The following is a 19,431-nucleotide window of genomic DNA, read 5'->3' as shown; positions in this document are numbered from 1 at the left end:
TCGACCAGCCGCTATCGGTCCCGCGCCGGTCTGTCTGCCTCCTCCATGCTTTTGCGCACCCTCCGCATGAGCCCCCGTACGTACTTGCCTCGGGGGTGGACGCACTGCAACCCTTTCCCCGTGGATGTCACGCATGCCCGGGGTCTGCGCGACTCCGCGTCACTCTCGCCGTCGTCTCGACGCTTTGAGAGCCCCCATGCACGATGACGACGACCGGCGGGCGGGCCGGGCAGCGCGTGCGCGCCGGGAGGCGGCCCACGTCCTGAGCAGCCTCGCGCAGCCGGACGGGCCCGAGCCCGCCGAGGCGGTCCTCGTCATCGACGCCCATCCGACGATGCGGATGTGGGACCGAGCCGTCGACGACCTCGCGGAGGAGCTGCGGCAGGCCGGGGACTTCACCCTGGTGCGGGTGGTGCGCCTGCTGGGCACCGACGAGACCGACCCGGCCCGGGTGAGCCTGGAGGAACCCCTGGGCGCCGCGCCGGCGGACGTGCACCGGGTGGTGATGGTGCTGACCGACGCGCTGGCGCTCGGGTGGCGGCTCGGCGCCGTACAGCCGCTGCTGCGCGAGTGGGGGCGTACGTGTCCCGTCGCCGTGGTCCACATGCTCCCCCAGCACCTGTGGTTCCGCACCGGTCTCGACGTCCACCGCGTCCGCATCCGCGCCCCCCGCCCCTGGGCGGCCAACAGCGCCTGGGACTGGGCGGAGCGCGAGGTTCCGGCGGGGTTACGCGACGACACCCCCGACACTCCCGACACTCCTGACGCGCCCGGTTCCGGCCCCGGCCCGGGGGCCGATCACGACCCCGACCCGGTCGTCGTCCCCGTCCTCGCCCTCACCAACCGCTGGGCACAGGCGCTGACCCGGCTGGTGTCCGGGCGGGAGCCCGCATGGCTGGACCTGTCCGCCATCCAGGCCAGCCAGTGGAAACGCAGGCCCGACGCGGCACGCGGCCTGCCCTGGGCCGAGGACGTGCCCGACCCGCACAGCACCCTGCCCGCCGTTGAGCGGGTCTCCGACTTCCGGGCCGCCGCGAGCCCCACGGCGTTCACGCTCGCGACCCGGCTGGCCGCCGCGCCGCTGAGCCTGCCCGTGATCCGCAAGGTCGTCGAGACCACCCCGGGCGCCGGCCCCGTCCATGTCTCCGAACTGCTGATGAGCGGACTGGTCCGGCCCACCCGTACGGAGGGCGAGGGACCGTCCGACGTGACGTTCACGTTCGCCCCGAACACCCGGGAGGAGCTGCTGGCGCTGGGCCGCCGCGGCGCCACCACGAGGGTGCTGCACGACGTACGCGTGCTGTTCGCCGAACACCGGGCGAGCGGCGCGTTGCTGCCCTCTCCACTGGAACCGCTGGACACCCTGGCGATGCCCCGCGTCAACCGCCGCAACATCGCCTTCATCCGCGTGGAGCTGACCGCTCTGCGAGCCCTTTCGGGCAGGTACGCCCAGCGTGCCGCCATGTTGGCCCGGGTGCTGAGCTGGCACGATCGGCAACACGCAATCAGCCTGGAGAAAAGACCACGCACCACGACGGGACCCGCACCGTCACGCCCGGCCCCGGCGGCGGTCGGCGACGAAGCGGCGCGCGCGTCCCGAACCGCTTCCGAAGGAGCCTCGCAGATGTCGACAACACCCCAGCGGACCGTGGAGGGGGACCGCACGGCACAACCGCGTGTCTGGGGGAATCTGCCGCCCCGAAATCCGAACTTCACCGGGCGGTCCGCCCTGCTGGAGCTGCTCGACCAGCGGTTGCGGGAGGGCACGACGACGGTGCTCCCGGAGGCGATCCACGGCATGGGCGGTGTCGGCAAGACGCAGCTCGCCATCGAGTACGCCTACCGCCACCAGAGTGACTACGACGTCGTGTGGTGGATCCCGGCCGAGCGGCCGGGCCAGATCGGCCAGGCCCTGGTGGAGTTGGCCCAGCGGCTGGGTCTGGAGACCTCCACCGAGGCCAACATCGCCGGTCCCGCGGTCCGGGAGGCGCTGCGCGAGGGGCGGCCGTACTCGCGCTGGCTGCTGATCTTCGACAACGCGGACAACCCCGAGCAGGTCCGTCACTACTTCCCGCAGGGCGGCAACGGCACGATCCTCGTCACCTCCCGCAACCGGCGCTGGGGCCAGGTCGGCGGCTCCCTCGAGGTGGACGTGTTCACCCGCGAGGAGAGCAAGGAACTGCTGCGCCGGTCCGGGCCGCCGCTCCAGGAGGAGGAGGCCGACCGGCTCGCCGAGGCGCTCGGCGATCTGCCGCTGGCGCTGGAACAGGCGGCGGCGTGGCGGGCGGAGACGGGGATGCCCGCGTCCGAATACCTGCGCCTGTTCGAGTCCAAGCGCATGGAACTCCTCGAGGTCGCCCCTCCCCCGGACTACCAACTGCCCGTCGCCGCGGCCTGGAACGTCTCCCTGGACCACCTGGAGACCCGCAGCCCGGCGGCACTGCGGCTGTTGCAGCTGTGCTCCTACTTCTCCCCCGACCCGATCTCGCGTTCGATCTTCTCCGGGCTCGGCAACAGCAGCATCTTCCCCGAGCTCGACGCGGCACTGAACGACCCGATCCGGCTCGCGCGCGCGATAAGGGAGGTGAACCGCTATTCGCTGGCGCGTATCGACCACCGTACGAACTCGATCGAGATGCACCGCCTGGTGCAGCTCGTGCTGAACAACCGCATGTCGCCCCAGGAGCAGACCCGTATGCGCCATGGCGCTCACACCCTGCTGGCCGCAGCCGACCCGAAGTCGCCCATGAACCCCGGGAGCTGGCCCCGGTACGCGGAGCTCTACAGCCACGTCATCGCCTCCGACGCGATCAAGTCCGACCAGCCGTGGGTGCGGCAGCTGGTTCGCAACGTGGCCGAGTACCTGTACTTCTGGGGCGACCACGACGTGTCGCTCGACTTCTCCGAGCAGGCCTGGGAGTCCTGGCTGACCATCTTCGGCGAGGAGGACCAGCAGACACTGCTGATGGGGCAGTGGCTGTGCTTCATGTACTGGGTGGTCGGCCGCTTCGACGACGCCGCCCGGCTCGTCTCCCACCTGCGGGAGGTCTACGAGCGCACCGCACCGGCCGACGGCCCGGACACCCGCGAGGACGCGCTCGACGCGATCCAGCTGGAGGCGGCCGTACGACGGGTCGAGGGCAGGTTCGCCACCGGCGCCGAGCTGGACAAGACCGCCTACGAGCGGGCCCGCAGGGCGTTCGGCGAGGACGACCCGACCACGCTCAACATCACCCACAACCTCGGCGTGAGCCTGCGGCTCGCCGGTGACTTCCGGCAGGCCCTGGAGCTGGACCGGCGCACGCTGGACCTGAAGCTGCGGCTTTACGGACGGGACGACCGGCGGACGCTGATCACCGAGCACGTCATGGCCATCGATGTGCGCGAGACCGGCGACTACGTCGCCGCACGGACCCAGCACGAGTCCGTGCAGGGGGCGTACCGGGACGTGTTCGGGCCCGGCAACCCCGCCACCGTCGACGCCATGCGCCAGCTGAGCGAGTCCTGCCGCAAGGAGGGCGACCACGCCCGCTCGCTGGAGCTGGCCACCGAGGCCCACGCCCAGTTCATCCGGCGCTACGGCGAGACCCACCCCCGCTCCCTGTCGGCGGCGCTGACCCTGTCGGTGGCGCTGCGTCAGAACGGCGACCTGCAGGCGGCCCGGACGCGGGGCGTGAAGGCGGCCGAGGGCTACCGGCAGATCTACGACCCGCACCACCCGCACGTGCTCTCCGCCGACGTGGACCTCGCCGTGACCCTGCGACTGCTCGGCCAGCCCGAGGAGGCGCGACGGCTGGACGAGACGGCGCTCGGCTCGCTCACCGACCGGCTCGGCGCCGGACACCCCCTCGCCCTGGTGTGCGCCATCAACCTCGCCAGCGACCTGGCCGCCCTCGGGCAGCACGAGGAGGCGCGGCGCCGGGGCGAGGACACGCTGGCACTGTGCCGGACGACGTTCGGGGACGACCACCCGACGACACTCGCGTGCGCCGGAAACCTCGCACTGGACCTCGCCGCGACCGGCGCCGAGGCCCAGGCGAGCGCCCTGCGCGAGGACACCCTGCAGCGCATGGAGCGGGTCCTCGACGCGCCCCGGCTGCAGATCGAGTCGGGCACTCCGCACCCGGCGACCGTGCAGTTCCGGGCGGGCGAGCGCGCCAACTGCGACATCGACCCGCTGCCGCTGTAGGGCGAGGGGGTCTTTCCGGCCCCCTCACCCTCGTTCCGTCTAGGGCCTGTATGGAGTTGCGAGCCCAGATCACGACTCCATACAGGCCCTAACGCGCCGTCGGCTCGCCGCCCGCCAGCCAGGTCGCCAGCGCGACCGGGTCCGCGGGGCCGTCCGCCGTCCCCTGGAGAACCTCCTGGACGGCGCGGGCGCGTTCCGGGAAGTCGCGCAGGAGGTGGGCGGCGGGGGTGTCGGCAGGGAGACTGCGGCCCAGCCCCACCCATGCCGCCACGTCGGCGCCCTTGGAGGCCAGGCGGGTGGTGAAGGCGAGGCGGGCGGCGGTGTGGTCGCCGCAGGCCAGCAGGACATCGGTCTCGTCGGCGCCGTCGACTCCCCCGGAGTCGCCGTCGTAGCGGGCGGCGTCGTGACGCCAGTCGCCGTCCGGATCGCTGAGCCAGTGGTGGGTCAGGACGGCCGCGCAGTCCAGGAACCGTACCGTGGCCGGGACGATGGCGGGCTCGGTGGCGAGGTCGGCCGGCGGGCGGGCGTCGCCGCGTTGCCACGCCCGAACCGTCGCGTGGACGGCGTCAGCGGGCGGCCGCAGGTGATGGCCGCGCCAGCGGGCACGGTGGTCGGCGGCGGCCTCCCGGGCCAGACGCAGCTCCGCCTCCGGCACCTCGTCGGACATCCACTCCGCGGCGCTCTCACCGAGGCGTTCCAGAACCTCGCGGCCCAAGGGTGTCAGCCGTTCGTGCCCGCGCACCTCGCTCAGTGTCAGCCACACCTGGGCGCGCCACAGCGCGAACTGGAAGTGCGCCAGCGGGGCGTACGCCGGGGCGGCGACCTGCCGGTGGGTGCGCCAGAAACGCGTCACTCCATGGAAGGCGTAGATGCCCTGGAGCAGTCCGCCCAGGGGGCGGGGGTCGTCGCGCCAGGGGGCGTAGAACAGCGGCTCGCGAGACTGCGGTTCGGCCGACACGTTCAGCGGGCCCAGATGCATCAGGCCGCTCAGCTTGATGTGCTGGAACTCGTGCACGAGGGTCGCGGCCAGTTGCGGTACGTCGTCCGGCCGCGACGCCGTGACCCCGCCGAAGGCGTCTCCAGCGGTGCCGCTATACGGCCGAAACCTTTCTCTCGGGGGGGTCGGCGCCAGCGACACGAGCCCGTGCCGCATCGCCTCGGCGCTCTCCGGCTCGTCGCGCAGCAGCACCTCCCAGGCACCCGTCAGCAGCGACTCCCACGATTCCGCTTCCTCCCCGGCCAGCAGGCGGGGCTCACTCGGCCGGGGAAACGTGCGGTACGGGTCCAGCTCCTCCAGCACCAGCGTCTTCGCCCGATCGCCCGCCCCGAGAGTCACCCGGCGCACCGGAAGCCACCCCGGGGCGTGCCCGCCCGGCTCGGGCGGAACCTCCACCTCGGCGCCGGAGCCCGTGATCCGCAACCGCCCCTCGCCCGCCGCGACCCGGGCCGTGCTCCACGGCTCCGGCGCCGGAAGACGGGCGCAGCCGAGCGTCGGCAGCGGTACGAGGCCGCGCCGCACCGGCACGGTGATCTCGAAGTCCAGCCCGGCCCGCGCCCCGGCGGCCGCGGCCAGCGCCGCCAGATGGCCCATGACCACCCACGTCGGCGCCTCCTCGTAGGAGCGGCCCCTGAGCCGGCGCAGCGCGAGCGACACCCACATGCCGGTGCCCGGGGACATCAGCACGTCCTCGAACACCTCGGGCACCTTCTGCTGCACGCGTTCCAGCAGCGTCCAGGCCTCGGCGTACGGCAGCCGGGGGGCGTCCTCCTCGGCGGGTTCCGCCGCGAGTTCCCTGTCCAACGCGCGTAGCAGCAACAGCCGTCGGCTGCGCTCGGCGCTCAGCAGCTCCCCGAGTACCGCGGCGTCGCCCGTACCCCGCGCGAGCGCCAGGGCGGCGTCCGGCGAGAGACGGTGGAACGGCAGCCGGTCCCCCGCAGTCGTGGCGTCACCGGCCACGCGTCCTCCACAGCACCGTGCCGATCCCCTCGGTGTAGCCAGTCCAAGCCGAATCCGTCGCGATCGAATGAGTCGGGCAAGCCGAATCAGTCGAAGCGGGACGGTTGGTACGACACCGTGATGGCCTGGGGGCCGTCGATGTGGTGCAGCAGCTGCTCCAGCGAATCGGCGACGGCCGGGTCGTCCATGGAGCGCAGCGCTGCAAGTGAGACTCCCGAGAGATCCACGACAGCGGACTCGACGGCAGACATCGTTTCCTCCACGGCTGCCAAGTCCCCTCCCGTTGCACGAGTGTGTCGGCGCTGTCGGTGCCTCATTCATCATGACCCAGCGGGCCACCCCGCGAAACCCCATATTGAGGCCGCGCCCGCGAGATCAAGTCAGCTGTGGCGGCGCGCCAGTTGGTCGGCGGCGGCGTCCACCCGTTCCACTTCGGCCGACGGGCCCTCCAGGAGTCGTACGGCTTCCAGGAGCTGGTCCAGGGTTCCGGGATAGCGCAGACAGGTGCGCACGATCCCGAAGACGTCCACCCGCAGCCGGTTGTCGCGTGGGCTGTTGGCGGCGATCAGGGAGCTGATGCTGTCCAGGACGAGGGACATGCCGCCGGGGCCGCGCAGGATGGGGAGGTCCGTCAGGGCGTCCACGAGGGGGGTCAACTCGCGCAGGGGCAGGTCGAAGGGGAGGTACGCGAGGGAGGTGACCCGGTGGGTGCCGCCCGGGTCGCCGAGCGAGTCGCGCGGGGGCAGGCCGGCGTGGCGGGTCAGCAGGTCGAGTTCGATGGGCGACAGGGCGTCGTACCAGCGCTCCACCCGGCGGGCCGCGAGGCGACCCAGACCATCGGCCCGGTAGTGGGCGCTCACCACACCGATCACGGCACCCTCGCTCCACACCACCGCTCCCGACATCCCCTCCCAGGGGGAGCGTTCCGCTTCGACCTGACCGGGCGGGGCGACGACGGCGAGTTCGAGCGTGCCCTCGCGACGGTTGGACAGCACGGAGACGGTTCCCGAGAGGTGGCAGGAGTCGCGGTACTGGGCCGGGGACGCGTCGTCGAGAAGGGGCCCCTCGCTGTCCTTGCGCAGCTTGAAGCGGGGGAAGCCCATCGCCGTGAACGGCAGCACCACATCGGTGTCGGGGACCGCCGCGTACCGGGGCGGCGGTGCCGTGTCGCGCCGTGCGGCGGGTACGTGGGCCATCTCCAGCAGGGCCAGATCGGCCGCCCAGGAGAACAGGACCACGCGGGCGTCCGCGCTCCACTCCCCCGGCAGGTCGGCGTCGAAGCGGACCCGTACCGACTCCACCGGGTCCTTCACCACATGAGCGGCCGTCAGTACGCAGGTCTCGCCCACCCGGTAGCCCGAACCGCGCCGGCCCGGCAGTCCGTCCGGCCGCCCCACCAGTACCTCGGCGACCCGCCCAGGCTCCAGACCCTGCCCCGTTTCCCCCATGGGAGCCCCTTACCCGTCGCCCGAGCCGGGTACGCCGGTGTCAGTTGTTCCAGGTCTCGTCGTACGGGTCGTGCGGGACCGGTACCGGTTTGGCGGAGGTGACCTCGAGGAACGGGATCCGGCCGTTGTTGACGGGGTCCCTGGTCTGCCGGGCGGTGTAGGTGCCGGTCACCGTCAGCCAGGTGTCCGGCTGCAGCACCGGGGGGATACGGCCGGTGAGGCCGACCTTGACCGGCTGGGCGTCCGCGGCACAGCAGTTGAGGGCCATGCGCACCAGGTAGGGGGTGCCGGCCCGGTCCAGGGCGACGAAGCCGGTGAGTTCGATGCGGCGGCCGGCCAGGGAACGGCCGTGGCCGTAGGCCGCGCGGCCCGCGTAGTCCGCCACGTCGAGGCGCAGGGGGCCGGCGGACGCCGGGAGGGCCGGGTAGGCGAGGGGTTCCTGGAGGGCCGTACCCGTGCGGGTCGCGCTGTAGGAGCCGAGGGCGGGCGGGGCGACGAGGATCAGTGCGAAGAGGGGGAGGACGAGGAGCCAGGAGACGCGGGGTTCGCGGTGACCTTCGTGGTGGTGGCCGTGTCCGTCGTCCCCCTCGCTCGCTTTCGTCTGCCGCCACTCGTACCACGCCGTCGCCAGGGCCGCCGCGACCAGGACGGCGCCGGACGCCAGGAGCAGCGGTTGCAGGCCCGCCTTGACGTAGCGCAGGTACAGGTCGGTGAAGCCGGCGTGCAGCAGGGCCGCGCCGAGGAGGAACAGGACGGCCGCCTGGGCCTGGCGGTTCACAGGAGCACCGCCCCGGTCAGCACCGAGCCGGTGATCGCGAGGACGAACGTGGCCGGGGCGAAGCGCAGGGCGAAGCCACGGCCGAAGGTGCCCGCCTGCATCGCGAACAGCTTCAGGTCGATCATCGGCCCGACGACCAGGAAGGCGAGCCGGGCGGTGAGCGAGAACTGGGTCAGGGAGGCCGCCACGAACGCGTCCGCCTCCGAGCAGATCGACAGCACCACCGCCAGGACCGCGAGCGCGAGGACGGAGAAGACGGGGCTGCCGGCCGCCGTGCGCAGCCAGCTCTCCGGCGTGACCGCCTTGAGGGTGGCGGCGGCCATCGCGCCCACCACCAGGAAGCCGCCCGCGTGCATCACGTCGTGCCGGACCGAGTCCCAGAACGCCGCGCCCTTGCTCTGCCCCTCGTACGAGGCGTGCGTCGGCGGGCGCAGCCAGTCGGTGCGGCCGACGCGCTGCCACAGCCAGCCCATCGCGCACGCCACGAGCAGGCTCGCGACCAACCGGGCCAGGACCATCTCCGGATTCCGGGGGAAGGCGACGGCGGTCGCGGTCAGCACGATGGGGTTGATGGCGGGGGCGGAGAGCAGGAAGGCGAGCGCGGCCGCCGGGGTCACCCCGCGCCTGACCAGCGCTCCGGCCACCGGCACCGACGCGCACTCACAGCCCGGCAGCACCGCGCCCGCGACTCCGGCGACCGGGACCGCGAGCGCGGGCCGCTTCGGCAGGGCGCGGGCGAAGAAGGACGGCGGGACGAACACGGCGATGGCCGCCGACAGCAGGACCCCGAGCACCAGGAACGGCAGGGCCTGGACGACCACCGCCACGAACACCGTCATCCAGCTCTGCATCACCGGCGCGGACAGGGCGCGTCGGATCGGTGACTGGGCCACCACCACCAGCAGCAACACCATCGTCAGGACCAGCGGGGAGGTCAGGCGCCGGCCCTCCTGCTCCGGCGCGCCCGGTCCGGGCGGCCCGCCGGTGTGATCCGCCCGCGGCGGGGCGTCTTCGGTGATGGCCACGGTCGGGTCCCTCCGGGTTGCCGTGCTCTGCCTCCCCTTTCATACGGCACCGCGGGAGGGCCCGTTCAGCCGCCCCGGCGCCCCTGGCACTCACGTCCTGGACCCCGTCTGGAATCACCCGTCCCGGTGAGGCAGTCTTCTCACTCGTGGCAAGCGTTCCGAATCAAGGTCTGCCGAGCGATGTCGGCGCGCACATGGTGGTGTGCGGCGACGACGGGCTCGCGCACCGACTGGCCGCCGAACTGCGCGGTGTGTACGGCGAACAGGTCACCCTGGTCGTACCGCCCAACGAGCGCACGGTACGGCCACCGGTCGTCGGGCGGGCCCGGGCGGTGTCGGCGGCGCTGCTCGACCGGGTGGTGAGCGCGGCGGTCAACCGGGCGGCGGGCAACGGGACCAACGCCGCCACCACCACAGAACCTCAGGGCAACGAGCGGGTGGTGGAGGCGGCCGAGCCCACCGAGACCGTGCTCGCCGACGCGGGCGTGGAGCGGGCCGCGTCACTGGCGCTCGTGTACGACGACGACGAGACCAACATCCGTGCCGCGCTCACCGCGCGCCGGCTCAACCCCCGGCTGCGGCTCGTCCTGCGGCTGTACAACCGGCGGCTGGGGCAGCACATCGAGGAACTCCTCGACCAGGCGGCCGCGTTGGCGACCGGCGCCGGGGACCCGGCGGCGGGGGACGCCTCCACCACCGTCCTGTCCGACGCCGACACCGCGGCGCCCGCGCTGGCGGCGACGGCGGTCGCCGGCACCACCAAGGTCGTCCACACCGACGGGCTGCTGCTGCGCGCGGTGGACCGGCCGCCGCCCGGTCCCGGGCAGGTCGCCGATCCCGGGCTGGCGACACTGGCCCTGCTGTCCACGACGAGCAACGATCCGGCCGGTGCGGACGGTTCGGAGAGCAGTGGGGAGCACGGGCCGCAACTGCTGCCGGACACGGCGGCGGTGCGGGAGGCGACGGGGCGCGGGACCGTGGTGCTCGAGCAGGTGTCGTACTCCGACTCCGCCGGTCCCGCGGTGTCGGCGGGGCGCGGGGGCGGGGTGGTGGCGTCGTTCGCGTCGCTGTTCTCGCGGCGGCTGCGTTGGTCGCTGGCGGGGCTGGTGGTGTGTGTGCTGGCGCTGGCGGTCGCCTTGTGGCTGGCCACCGGGGTGCACCCGCTGGGGGCGTTGTATCTGACGCTGCTGGATCTGTTCTCCATCAACGATCCGGCGATCGGGGCGTCGACGGAGCGGCAGATCCTTCAGCTGCTGTCGGGGCTGGTGGGGTTGCTGTTGCTGCCGGTGCTGCTGGCGGCGGTGCTGGAGGCGCTCGGGACCTTCCGGACCGCGGGGGCGTTGCGGAAGCCGCCTCGGGGGCTGGACGGGCATGTGGTGCTGCTGGGGCTGGGGAAGATCGGGACGCGGGTGCTCACGCGGTTGCGGGAGTTGAACATTCCCGTGGTGTGCGTGGAGGCCGGCCCCGAGGCGCGCGGACTGGCGACGGCGCGGCGGCTCAGGGTACCGGTGGTGTTGGGGGACGTCACGCAGGAGGGGGTGCTGGAGGCCGCCAAGATCCAGCGGGCGCACGCGCTGCTGGCGGTGACGAGTTCGGACACGACGAATCTGGAGGCCGCGTTGTACGCGCGGTCGTTGCGGCCGGATCTGCGGGTGGTGCTGCGGCTGTACGACGACGACTTCGCCACGGCGGTGTACCGCACGCTGCGGGCCGCGCATCCGCACGCGCTGACCCGGAGCCGGAGCGTGTCCCATCTGGCGGCGCCCGCGTTCGCCGGGGCGATGCTGGGGCGGCAGATTCTGGGGGCGATTCCGGTGGAGCGGCGGGTGTTGCTGTTCGCCGCGGTGCGGGTGGGTGGGCATCCGCAACTGGAGGGGAAGACGATGGCTGAGGCGTTCCGGGCGGGGGCGTGGCGTGTGTTGGCGCTGGACACGGCTCGCACGGGGGCGCGGGGGGAGGCCGGTGAGGAGGACTCTGAACCGGAAACCCCGGGTTCGGGGCTGGTGTGGGATCTGCCGGAGTCGTACGTGCTGAAGGCGGAGGACCGGGTGGTGTTGGCGGCGACGCGGAGGGGATTGGCGGAGCTGCTGGGGCGGAGAGGGCGGGAGCGGGCGGAGGCATAACAGGATGCCCTGTGCTGCGGCTGAGGGGGGGGTGGGCATTGCTCGCCTGCGCTGGCAGGGTGCCCCCGCGCCCACCCGTGCCGCCCCAGCGGCACGCCTGCCCGCGGCTGGGGCCGGGGGAACGCGTGCGGCTGGGGCCGGGGAACACGTGCGGCTGGGGCCGGGGAACACATGCGGCTAGGGCCGGGGAACACATGCGGCTAGGGCCGGGGAACACATGCGGCTAGGGCCGGGGAACGCGTGCGACTAGGGGCCGGGGAACGCGTGCGACTAGGGGCCGGGGAACTCGTGCGGCTGGGGCGGGGAGCTATCTGGCGCCGGTGTCCGCAGCGCCGTCAGGGGCGCGGGGAACTGCGCGATCAGCCCCCACCGGCCCGCAGCCGCCCCGCACCCCAGGCACCCGGAACAACCCCGGCCCCTACTTCAAGTTGCGCTCCGCGAACTCCAGCTCCAGCCGCACCTGCTTGATGCGCTCGTCGACGACCAGTGAACCGTGGCCCGCGTCATACCTGTACACCTCGTGAACCGCCCCGCGCGCCTCAAGACGCTTGACGTAGTTCTCGATCTGGCGGATCGGGCAGCGGGGGTCGTTGACACCGGCGGAGATGTAGACAGGCGCCTTCACCGCGTCGACGTACGTCAACGGGGACGACGCCTCGAAGCGTTCCGGGACCTCCTCCGGCGTGCCGCCCAGCAACGTGCGGTCCATCGCCTTCAGCGCCTCCATCTCGTCGTGGTAGGCCGTGACGTAGTCCGCGACGGGCACCGCCGCGATGCCCAGCGTCCACGCCTCGGGCTGGACGCCGAGGCCGAGCAGGGTGAGGTAGCCGCCCCAGGAGCCGCCGGTGAGGATCAGGCGGGCGGGGTCGGCGAGGCCCGAGGTGATCGCCCACTCCCGGACCGCGGCGATGTCCTCCAGCTCGATCAGGCCCACCCGGTGCTTCAGCGCGTCCGTCCAGGCCCGGCCGTAGCCCGTGGAGCCGCGGTAGTTGATCCGGACGACCGCGTAACCGTGGTCCACCCAGGCCGCCGGGCCCGCCGCGAAGGCGTCGCTGTCGTGCCAGGTGGGACCGCCGTGGATGTCGAAGACGGTGGGCAGGGGACCGCTCGCGCCCGCGGGCTTCTGGACCAGCGCGTGGATGCGGCCGCCGGGACCCTCCACCCACACGTCCTCCACCGGGACCGAGCCCGGCGACCTCATCCCGGGCGGGTCGAGGACGATCCCGCCCGTCGTCGAGCGGACCGCCGACGGCTCGGCGGACGACGACCACAGGTACTCCACGGTGCCGTCGGGGCGGGCCGTCGCGCCGGAGACGGTGCCGGCCGGGGTGGGGACCTTCACCAGTTCGCCGGCCGTCAGGTCGTAGCGGAACAGCTCGCTGCGTGCCTCGAAGCTGTGCACGATCAGCAGGCCCGAGCCGTCCGGATACCACTCGGCGCTCACGTCACCCGGCAGGTCCAGGCCGAGGTCGGTCTCCTCGCCCGTGACGACGTCCCACACCAGGGGCTCCCAGCGGCCGCGCCTCTGGTGGCCGATGAGCAGGCGGCTGTCGCCGTCGACGGGTGCGAAGCCCAGCACCTCCAGGCCCATCTCCTGCGTGCCGGCCTTCGTGTCGTCGAGCTCGGCGACGACCGTGCCGTCCCGGCGCAGGACGCGCAGCGCCGAGTGCATGGCGTCGCCGTGCTCGGTGTGCTCGACGGCGATCAGTGAGCCGTCGTGGGAGAGGTCGCCGACGCCCGCCGACTCGCGGTGGCGGTAGATCTCCACGGGGGCCTCGTCCACGAGGGCGAGGTGGATCGTCGTACCCTCCTCGTCGGTGGAGCGGCCGACCACCGCCGTGCGGCCGTCCCGGCCGAGGGCCAGGCCGGCCGGGTACGACGGGTCGAGGCCGGGGGTCGCGAGCTCGTCCGCGCCGCCCTCGAAACGCTGGCGGCGCCAGACACCGAATTCGTCGCCGTCCTTGTCGTCGAACCACCAGATCCACGCGCCGTCCGGGGAGAGCACGCCGTCGGTCGTCCCGTTCGGCCGGTCCGTGACCTGACGCTGGTCGCCGGTCGACCGGTCCCACGCGTACAGCTCGTAGGTCCCCGTCGCGTTGGACACGAACAGGGAGCGCTCCGGCGCGTCCTCCGCCCAGTCGGGCAGCCACACGCGGGGCGCCCGGAAGCGCTTCTCCCAGTCCGGCGTGTCGTCACCGGGCACCTGCTGATCCCGGGAGTCGGACCCGTTGCTCTCAGTCATGACCCCATACTGCCCGCCCGGACCGACAACGCGCTGGCCAGGTCCCCAACCTGTGGACAACCTCCACGCCCGCGCCGCCCGGCGCCGACCCCGCGGCCCGCCGTCACGGGACGGCACCGTACCTTTGGGGTGTGTACCGGTTCCTGCTGACGCCCCGCTGGTGGGGGATCAACGTCTTCGTGCTGCTGGCCATCCCCTTCTGTGTGTTCATGGGGTCCTGGCAGCTCGGCCGGTTCGAGGCGCGCGTCGACGACCACCGGACCGCGCGTGCGCAGGACGTGTCGAACGAGAAGGAGCCGGCCCGTCCCCTCGCGGAGCTGCTGCCCGTGGACAAGGCGACCTCCGGCAAGCAGACCACCGCGACCGGCCGGTACGACAAGCAGCTCCTGGTGCCCGACCGGGAGCTGGACGGCCGCAGCGGGTACTACGTGCTGACGATGCTGCGGGTCGACGGCGGCCGGGCGCTGCCCGTCGTCCGGGGCTGGCTGCCCGGCACCCCCGACCCGGCCAAGGCCCCCGCGCCGCCCGCCGGGCAGGTCACGATCACCGGTGCGCTGCAGGCGTCCGAGACGCCGGGTGACAACGGGGTGAGCGCCCAGGGCGGTCTGCCGGCCGGGCAGACGGCGGCGATCAGCTCGGCGTCGCTGGTGAACCTGGTGCCGTACGACGTGTACGACGCGTGGGTCACGCTCGACAAGGGCGACTCGGGGATGGCGGCGGTGCCGGCGAGTTCACCGGCCGACACCGGGCTGGACCTGAAGGCGTTCCAGAACCTCGGCTACACCGGCGAGTGGTTCGTGTTCGCCGGCTTCGTGGTGTTCATGTGGTTCCGGCTGTTGCGCCGGGAGGTCGAGATGATCCGGGACGCGGAGCTGGGGATCGTCCCCGAGGGACCCACCGCCGAGCAGGCGAGCCCCTCGGCTCAGGACCCCGCCAGCAGCCCCGTGCGGTAGATCGTCCCCGCGCACGCGTTGGACACCGTCGCCGACACCGTCGGCGAGCCCGCCTCCGGGGTGTGCGAGACGACGACGCTGCCGTCGAGCGTGCCGTCCTCCCGCATCAGCTGGGTCGAGGTGCCCGTGTCGCCGCCGGTGGTCGAGCCGGCCGTGGGGTCGGTGTTCTCGCTCGGGGTCGGGCTGGGCGAGGGCTCGCCGGTGCCGCCGTCCGTGCCGCCGCCGTTGTCGGTGGGGCAGGTCTCCGAGGGCACCCAGGCGAACTTCACGTCGTAGGCCGAGCCGGGCGCGAGGACCAGCTGGCTGACGTAGAGCGAGGGGTCGGGCAGCGCGGCCGCCGCGTCGCCGGAGGCATGCTGCACGACGGTGATCTTCGTGCCGTCGGCGGCGCCCTGCGGGAGCGGCGAGACGGTGCCCTGCCCGCCGACGGTGCAGGCGGTGCCGGAGACGTTGGTGACGCGGAAGGTGCCGTAGACGATGCCCGCGGAGTCGGGGACGTCGACGTTGGCCGTGGCGGAGCCGAGCTCTGCGGTGGTGCAGGCCGGGGCGGTCGCGGGGCTGCTCGCGGTCGGGTCGGCCCCGCTGGTCGCGCCGGCGGTGGCGCCGGGGCTCTTGCCCTTGTCCTCGACCTTCTTGTCGCCCTTGCCCTTGTCCTCGGTCCTGCCGGACGTGGTGCCGGAGGTGCTCTCCCCGCCGTCGGGGTGGTTGCCCTGGCTCGCTCCGCCCTGCGCCTGGGAGCCGTGCCCCGCGACAGAGGGGTTGACGTCGGATCCGGTGGCGTTGGAGACGTGCACCAGGGCCGGGATGGCGGTGCCGACGAAGAGGGCCGCGGCCGCCATGCCGACGGCGGCCTGTCGCTTGCGGGCCCGCCGGGCGGGCACCGCCCGCCTGAGGTGCTCCAGGGTGCCGTCGCTCGGCTCGATCTCGTCGACGGCCCGGTGGAGCATCCGGCGCAGTGCCAGCTCGTCCGAGTCGAGCCCGCCGGAGCCCTGGTCGTCGAGGTGGTGGTTCACGGTTCCGTTCCCAGCGTGCGATTGCTTCGGCTCTTGCTTGTGCTGTGGCGGAGTCGGCTCGTGCCACGCGTAGGGCTCGTGCCGCTCGTGGGAGTCCCGTCCCTCGGCTTCCCCGGTCACGCCGGCGTCTCCATGGCGGTGCGCAGCGCGGCGATGCCCCGGGAGCCGTAGGCCTTGACCGAGCCCAGCGAGATGCCGAGCGTCTCGGCGACCTGGGCCTCGGTCATGTCCGCGAAGTAGCGCAGCACCAGGACCTCGCGCTGGCGGCGCTGCAGGCCCTTCATCGCCTTGATCAGGGAGTCCCGCTCCAGCTGGTCGTACGCCCCCTCCTCGGCGCTCGCCATGTCCGGCATCGGCTTGGACAGCAGCTTCAGTCCGAGGATGCGGCGGCGCAGGGCCGAGCGGGAGAGGTTGACGACGGTCTGGCGCAGGTAGGCGAGGGTCTTCTCCGGGTCCCGGACGCGTTTGCGCGCCGAGTGGACGCGTATGAAGGCCTCCTGGACGACGTCCTCGCAGGAGGCGGTGTCGTCGAGGAGGAGGGCGGCGAGACCGAGCAGCGAGCGGTAGTGGGCCCGGTAGGTCTCGGTGAGGTGGTCGACGGTGGTGCCGGCGGCCAGTGTGTCTGCCGCGTACTCGGCGGACTCGGCGCCGTCACGCTGTCCGGGTATGCGGGCGGGCCGCGCTGCGGGCATGGGCGCGATCACCGGCATGCCACCGGGCGCCCCGGCGACGCGGGTCCGGATGCCGGGCCGCACTGCCGTACCACGCGCCGCCGCGCTGAAGTCGAGTACCTCTGCCATTGCCACGCCTGTTGGACACGCTTGCCCCCGTCAGGGTTGTACGTGCCGAGCGTCACTTTCGCGTCAGTCCATCTGGCCGACAACGTTCTCGCGCCAGGCAGCACAACCGACGGCGTCTCACATGCCCTCATGCGTCCCGCTCTTCCCCTGTGTCCCATATGAACGGGCGTCCCCACGCCCGGATCACAGCGCCCCCATGCGCCGGGATCATGCATCTTCACGCCCCCGAAAGGGTGACCGCAAAGACGCTCCCCGCCCTCCGCACGGTTGCGGAGAGCGGGGAGAAAATCTTCGGATGCCGACCGGGTCCGAAACAAGTGGTCCGGACCATCGGTCGGCTCACACGCGCTCGGCATAAATCCTACAAACGTTTGCCCCTCCGGCCAGCAGCTTTCCGGCCCAGCAGTTCACCAGAAGTGAGTCATACGACCGTCATGGGTGCCGCGGAGCGTCGAGGACGCGCCTCACGCGAACTCCGCCGCCACCAGCTCGGCGACCTGCGCGGTGTTCAGCGCGGCTCCCTTGCGGAGGTTGTCGCCGCACACGAAGAGCTCCAGGGCGGTGGGGTCGTCGAGGGCCCGGCGTACCCGGCCGACCCAGGTCGGGTCGGTGCCGACCACGTCGACAGGGGTCGGGAACTCCCCGGCTGCCGGGTCGTCGCACAGGACCACGCCGGGCGCCGTGGCGAGGATCTCGCGGGCTCCGCCCACACTGACCTCGCCCTGGAAGCGGGCGTGGACGGTCAGCGAGTGCGTGGTGATCACAGGGACCCGCACACAGGTCACGGCGACGGGCAGCTTGGGCAGTCCGAGGATCTTGCGGGACTCGTCCCGCACCTTCATCTCCTCCGACGACCAGCCGTCCTCGCGCAGCGACCCGGCCCACGGTACGACGTTCAGCGCCAGCGGCTCCGGGAACGGCCCGGTGTCGTCCCCGACGGCCCGCCGTACGTCGCCGGGGTTCGTCCCCAGCTCCGTACCGGCCACCAGGGACAGCTGCCGGCGCAGGGCCTCGACCCCGGCCCGGCCCGCGCCGCTGACCGCCTGGTACGACGACACCACCAGCTCGCGCAGCCCGAACTCGGCGTGCAGCGCGCCCAGCGCGACGATCATCGACAGGGTCGTGCAGTTGGGGTTGGCGACGATCCCGCGCGGCCGGTTGCGCACCGCGTGCGGATTGACCTCGGGCACGACGAGCGGCACCTCCGGGTCCATCCGGAAGGTGCCGGAGTTGTCGACCACCACCGCGCCCTTGGCGGCGGCGACGGGCGCCCACTTCGCCGAGACCTCGTCGGGTACGTCGAACATGGCGACGTCGACCCCGTCGAAGGCGTCCTCCGACAGGGCCAGCACCTCGACCTCCTCCCCGCGCACGGCCAGCTTGCGGCCGGCCGAGCGCGGCGAGGCGATCAGTCTGATCTCGCCCCAGACGTCGGCGCGCTGGGAGAGGATCTTGAGCATCACGGTGCCGACGGCACCGGTTGCCCCCACGACGGCGAGCGTCGGTCGCCCGGACCGCTCCATCAGCGGCCAGTGCCTCCGTAGACGACGGCCTCGTCGCTGTCGGAGTCCAGTCCGAAGGCGGTGTGCACGGCGCGCACGGCCTCGGGCACGTCGTCGGCGCGGGTGACGACCGAGATACGGATCTCGGAGGTCGAGATCAGCTCGATGTTCACGCTCGCGCCGGACAGCGCCTCGAAGAACGCGGCGGTGACGCCCGGGTTGGTCTTCATACCCGCGCCGACCAGGGAGATCTTGCCGATCTGGTCGTCGTAGCGCAGCGAGTCGAAGCCGATGCCGCTCTTGTTGCGCTCCAGGGCGTCGATGGCCTTGCGGCCCTCGGTCTTCGGCAGCGTGAAGGAGATGTCCGTCAGACCGGTGGAGGCGGCGGACACGTTCTGCACGACCATGTCGATGTTGATCTCGGCATCGGCGATGGTGCGGAAGATGGCGGCGGCCTCGCCCGGCTTGTCGGGGACACCGACGACCGTGACCTTGGCCTCCGAGGTGTCGTGCGCGACACCGGAGATGATGGCCTGCTCCACCTTCTTGTCCCCTTGCTCGATCGGCTCACTGCTGACCCACGTGCCCTGAAGTCCGCTGAAGCTGGACCGGACGTGGATCGGGATGTTGTAGCGGCGGGCGTACTCCACACAGCGGTGGAGCAGCACCTTGGACCCGGACGAGGCCAGCTCCAGCATGTCCTCGAAGGAGATCCAGTCGATCTTCTTCGCCTTCTTCACCACACGCGGGTCGGCGGTGAACACGCCGTCCACGTCGGTGTAGATCTCGCAGACCTCGGCGTTGAGGGCGGCGGCGAGGGCGACGGCGGTGGTGTCGGAACCACCGCGACCGAGCGTGGTGATGTCCTTCTTGTCCTGGCTGACACCCTGGAAACCGGCGACGATGGCGATGTTGCCCTGGTCCACCGAGTCCTGGATCCGGCCCGGCGTGACGTCGATGATCCGGGCTTTGTTGTGGACCGAGTCGGTGATGACGCCTGCCTGGCTGCCGGTGAAGGACTGGGCCTCGTGGCCCAGGTTCTTGATCGCCATGGCCAGCAGTGCCATGGAGATACGCTCCCCGGCGGTCAGCAGCATGTCGAACTCACGCCCGGCCGGCATCGGGGATACCTGCTCGGCGAGATCGATCAGCTCGTCCGTCGTGTCGCCCATCGCGGAAACGACGACGACCACCTGGTGGCCGTTCTTCTTCGCTTCCACGATCCGCTTGGCGACGCGCTTGATGCCCTCGGCATCGGCTACGGAGGAGCCTCCGTACTTCTGCACGACAAGGCCCACGTGCGCTCCTCGCTCAATCCGTCTCTTTCCGCAGATACGCATATGCACTGCGGTCGGCTCAGTCTAACGAGCGCCCGAAATCCGCCTCCGCGGTATCGCATGG

At 72.3% G+C, this 19,431-nt stretch carries 13 protein-coding genes; 3 read left to right on the top strand and 10 right to left on the bottom strand.

The features are described from left to right. Positions 1 to 196 precede the first annotated feature (196 nt). Positions 197 to 4,189 (top strand): FxSxx-COOH system tetratricopeptide repeat protein, encoded by a 3,993-nt coding sequence (gene fxsT / locus IG99_RS51415; protein ID WP_051865813.1) that lies wholly within the window; start codon positions 197 to 199, stop codon positions 4,187 to 4,189. Between the two features lie 88 nt (positions 4,190 to 4,277). On the opposite strand, the gene IG99_RS23695 is transcribed toward fxsT, so the two are convergent. From IG99_RS23695 to IG99_RS23680, 5 genes are all read right to left on the bottom strand, one after another. Then, positions 4,278 to 6,146 carry an HEXXH motif domain-containing protein gene (locus IG99_RS23695; protein WP_051865810.1) on the bottom strand — a complete coding sequence of 623 codons (1,869 nt, stop codon included), beginning with the start codon at positions 6,144 to 6,146 and terminating at the stop codon, positions 4,278 to 4,280. 86 nt (positions 6,147 to 6,232) lie between these two features. Continuing rightward, the gene (locus IG99_RS48840; protein WP_158973230.1) at positions 6,233 to 6,397 is read right to left on the bottom strand and encodes a hypothetical protein; all 165 of its coding nucleotides are present in this window, start codon (positions 6,395 to 6,397) and stop codon (positions 6,233 to 6,235) included. 129 nt (positions 6,398 to 6,526) lie between these two features. Further along, the gene (locus IG99_RS23690) at positions 6,527 to 7,594 is read right to left on the bottom strand and encodes an effector-associated domain 2-containing protein (RefSeq protein ID WP_078947850.1); all 1,068 of its coding nucleotides are present in this window, start codon (positions 7,592 to 7,594) and stop codon (positions 6,527 to 6,529) included. A 40-nt stretch (positions 7,595 to 7,634) separates the two neighbouring features. After that, positions 7,635 to 8,372, bottom strand: a complete 738-nt coding sequence (locus IG99_RS23685; RefSeq protein WP_037676897.1) for a TIGR03943 family putative permease subunit — start codon at positions 8,370 to 8,372, stop codon at positions 7,635 to 7,637. Beyond that, entirely contained in the window at positions 8,369 to 9,397 is a 1,029-nt protein-coding gene (locus IG99_RS23680; protein ID WP_037676896.1) for a permease, read from the bottom strand. The genes IG99_RS23685 and IG99_RS23680 overlap by 4 nt, the downstream gene beginning before the upstream one ends. A gap of 194 nt (positions 9,398 to 9,591) precedes the next feature. On the opposite strand from IG99_RS23680, the gene IG99_RS23675 reads away from it, so the two are divergent. Then, a complete protein-coding gene (locus IG99_RS23675) occupies positions 9,592 to 11,520 on the top strand; it encodes an NAD(P)-binding protein (RefSeq protein ID WP_037676895.1) in 1,929 nt (642 codons plus the stop codon). Positions 11,521 to 11,938: 418 nt separating this feature from the next. On the opposite strand, the gene IG99_RS23670 is transcribed toward IG99_RS23675, so the two are convergent. After that, on the bottom strand, positions 11,939 to 13,762 hold the full coding sequence (locus tag IG99_RS23670; protein WP_037676894.1) for a S9 family peptidase: 1,824 nt from the start codon (positions 13,760 to 13,762) through the stop codon (positions 11,939 to 11,941). A 131-nt stretch (positions 13,763 to 13,893) separates the two neighbouring features. On the opposite strand from IG99_RS23670, the gene IG99_RS23665 reads away from it, so the two are divergent. Continuing rightward, entirely contained in the window at positions 13,894 to 14,715 is an 822-nt protein-coding gene (locus IG99_RS23665; RefSeq protein ID WP_037676893.1) for an SURF1 family protein, read from the top strand. Here IG99_RS23665 and IG99_RS23660 read toward each other — a convergent pair. The 4 genes from IG99_RS23660 to IG99_RS23645 all read right to left on the bottom strand — a co-directional run bounded on the left by IG99_RS23660 (position 14,685) and on the right by IG99_RS23645 (position 19,328). Then, positions 14,685 to 15,728: a hypothetical protein gene (locus IG99_RS23660; protein WP_037676963.1), complete on the bottom strand. Its 1,044-nt coding sequence runs from the start codon at positions 15,726 to 15,728 to the stop codon at positions 14,685 to 14,687. The two genes, IG99_RS23665 and IG99_RS23660, sit on opposite strands and share 31 nt — an antisense overlap. A gap of 116 nt (positions 15,729 to 15,844) precedes the next feature. After that, the gene (locus tag IG99_RS23655; RefSeq protein ID WP_078947849.1) at positions 15,845 to 16,528 is read right to left on the bottom strand and encodes a SigE family RNA polymerase sigma factor; all 684 of its coding nucleotides are present in this window, start codon (positions 16,526 to 16,528) and stop codon (positions 15,845 to 15,847) included. A 464-nt stretch (positions 16,529 to 16,992) separates the two neighbouring features. Next, complete coding sequence (locus tag IG99_RS23650; RefSeq protein WP_037676892.1) at positions 16,993 to 18,051, bottom strand: aspartate-semialdehyde dehydrogenase; 1,059 nt, start codon at positions 18,049 to 18,051, stop codon at positions 16,993 to 16,995. Further along, the gene (locus IG99_RS23645; protein ID WP_037676891.1) at positions 18,051 to 19,328 is read right to left on the bottom strand and encodes an aspartate kinase; all 1,278 of its coding nucleotides are present in this window, start codon (positions 19,326 to 19,328) and stop codon (positions 18,051 to 18,053) included. The genes IG99_RS23650 and IG99_RS23645 overlap by 1 nt, the downstream gene beginning before the upstream one ends. Positions 19,329 to 19,431 lie beyond the last annotated feature (103 nt).

The organism is Streptomyces griseus subsp. griseus, assembly GCF_000720255.1.
Classification (GTDB): domain Bacteria; phylum Actinomycetota; class Actinomycetes; order Streptomycetales; family Streptomycetaceae; genus Streptomyces; species Streptomyces griseus_I.
The sequence above is the reverse complement of the archived record's forward strand: the minus strand, read 5'-3'. Positions and strand labels throughout refer to the sequence as shown.